The sequence below is a fragment of the Bacillus glycinifermentans genome (assembly GCF_001042475.2).
In the GTDB taxonomy this organism is placed as follows: Bacteria; Bacillota; Bacilli; order Bacillales; family Bacillaceae; genus Bacillus; species Bacillus glycinifermentans.
Window position 1 is genome coordinate 1 of record NZ_LECW02000055.1, and the last position, 2,450, is coordinate 2,450.

3 protein-coding genes are annotated in these 2,450 nt (G+C 50.9%); all 3 read right to left on the bottom strand.

Annotated features, from left to right (window positions below):
- Nucleotides 1-903 (bottom strand): DNA cytosine methyltransferase (locus tag AB447_RS22985; protein ID WP_156416016.1); only part of this gene is annotated, 903 nt, incomplete at its 3' end.
- A complete protein-coding gene (locus tag AB447_RS22990; RefSeq protein ID WP_048356231.1) occupies nucleotides 900-1,463 on the bottom strand; it encodes an AAA family ATPase in 564 nt (187 codons plus the stop codon). The genes AB447_RS22985 and AB447_RS22990, both read right to left, overlap by 4 nt.
- The gene (locus AB447_RS22995) at nucleotides 1,460-2,380 is read right to left on the bottom strand and encodes a hypothetical protein (protein WP_048356232.1); all 921 of its coding nucleotides are present in this window, start codon (nucleotides 2,378-2,380) and stop codon (nucleotides 1,460-1,462) included. Before AB447_RS22995 ends, AB447_RS22990 begins: the two co-directional genes overlap by 4 nt.
- Between the last annotated feature and the right edge of the window lie 70 nt (nucleotides 2,381-2,450).

The following is a 2,450-nucleotide window of genomic DNA, read 5'->3' on the forward strand; positions in this document are numbered from 1 at the left end:
CTGAACTCCCGGCTCCGGCAAATCACCGATAACATCCCGTAATACCTTCGTTTGATAATCGCCTTCTAACGGCTTCGGAAACTCGAAAGTGATTCCGTGGTCTTTTCGTATTCCAACGATGAACACGCGCTCTCGCTTCTGGGCTACTCCGTAATCCCACGCGCTCAGCACTTTCCAACTAATCTCGTAACCTATTTCGTTAAATCTTTCGATAAGGGCATCGAATGTTGGGCGATGTCGCTTCGTAATCAGCCCCTTCACGTTTTCGAATACGAAGGCTTTCGGTTGCTTGCGCTCAATAATTTCGAGGTAACGGAAGACTAATTTACCGCGTTCGCCATCTGCTCCCGCGCCTTTACCCGCAACCGAGAAGTCTTGGCACGGAGGACCTCCGAAGATTACATCTGTGTCCGGCAAACTGTCGATATCAATTTCGTTAATGTCCGCCTGTTCTACGTAATCACCGAAGTTGTGGCGGTAGGCTTTGACGGCATTCTTATCGAAGTCCAACGCCTTCACAATCTCGTAGCCGGCTGCTTTGAAGCCAATTGCTCCGAGACCTCCTCCGCAGAATAATTCGAGTACAGTCAGTCCGTTTGCCGGCAGTTGCGGCGTTAAGTTAAAGTCGCCCATATATTCGCTCCTTTCGATTGGTTCATCCGGATGTAAGTGACACGTAGCTTTCGCCAGTACCGACGCTGTGATCGTTAAAGCCGGCTCATCCCAGGACATCTTACGCAAATATGTCGTTTGGCCTCCTCCGCTATAAAACGCCCCCATCATAAACGCCTTCTGCTCCTCTTCCGGAAGATCGCGCCAGTTACCGCCATCCGGAATCTTGTGCGCATAGGGTTTCTCATCATTTCGTAACCCGTATCCGTAATGATTCGGAATATTCGTCACTTCAACACCTCCGCCATAATCGCGTCCAGCTTTGCGTATAACTCTTCCGGCTCGCCTACGTTCTCGATTTCGTAATCAACTTCGAAACTATCGACGGCAAGCTCAGTCGGATGCTCTAAGTCGGCAAGCTCGAAAGCATCGCCGGCTTTTTTGGCGCGTTCAATACGGAGCTCGGCCGGTGCTGTTATGCGGATAAATACGAAGCCTTCGTCCTTCAGCCGCCTGTATTCGTTAGGCTGGCGGCAGTCATCGATGATCACGCGATTCTTTAGCGCCGAATTATTGCCGCAGTCGCAAGGATGGCGGTCGAGATAGGCGGCTATTTTCGGCATGAGAGCGTCGATCCATACGTCCTCTCCGAAGGCTTCCCGCGCCCACTGTCCGAACTTCTGATAATGAGCGCGCGGCTTCGGATTTCGCGGAACGTGAGGGAATGCGCGGTGAAATGCGTCTTTTAGTTCGTCGCCGAATGCGAACGGCTGGAAATCGTAGTGAAGCGAAATGTATGACGCGGCGAGCGACTTGCCTGCGCGAAGTGGTGCGGTTAGGGCGATCTTCATTGGCGTTCCTCCTCGGTTGCTCCGGAGATATATTCGATCTCGTGCGTAGCAAATTCGCCCACCTTAGCGTTGATGCGAACGGACATCACTCCGTGCAACTTCTTACCGTCCTGATAAACTTCGAACCTTCCAGGTTTCCGACAAATAAATACTAGAGGAGCGTCTGTCGCCGGAAAGCTTTCTTCTATATCCGCTTCCAGGTGCGCCACCTTTCCGTCCGTTTCCTTTGCGGCATATTTCAGCGCCTCCAATTCTTCGCCGTGTCTCAGGTTGTCTTTGTGCAGCGTGTCGATTTCGTCTTTGATGCGTCTATTCTCACGCTCCAATTCCGCAACACGCGTCGCCAGGTTAGCGATAACGTCGATTAAGTCGGACGGCTGCGGTTCTTCTTCGGATTCGACCGGTACAAGGACGCGGTATTCTTCGTACGCTGCGTCCAGATACTTCAGGTCATCCGCGCCTTCCACTAAGTCGATTGATCCGTAATCTGAAAACTCGTAACAATATTCCACCGTATCAATTAACCCTTTCGGAAAATCATCGCTCTTAGTTACGATAACCTTCTCGCCTACTTCCGCCTTGCGATCGACCATTTCGTAGCGCTCCGTACCGTCAGGGTCGTCAATATGGACGATGTTGGTCGGTTCGAGTACGCGGTATTCTCCGCGATATATAAGTCCGCCAGTGTTCATATCGGATGCAGCTCCGTCACTTCCCACGTAACCCGATCCAGGAGGAACTTCGCGATCTACCGTAAAAATATCGCCGTTCTTGTAAATATCATCCGGATACTTTTTGTCAACGATAACAATCTTATCGCCCACCTCCGCCTTCCTGTCGACCTCTACATACTCGCGTTTGATTCCGCCAAGTGATTCGTCAGCTAATACGTGAATTTTTTCGTTAGTTTTCGTCATTTATTCCGCCTCCCGTTTATTTTCGTCTTACGCACTCCGCAAACACTTGTCGCGATTTTGGTTCCGGTAT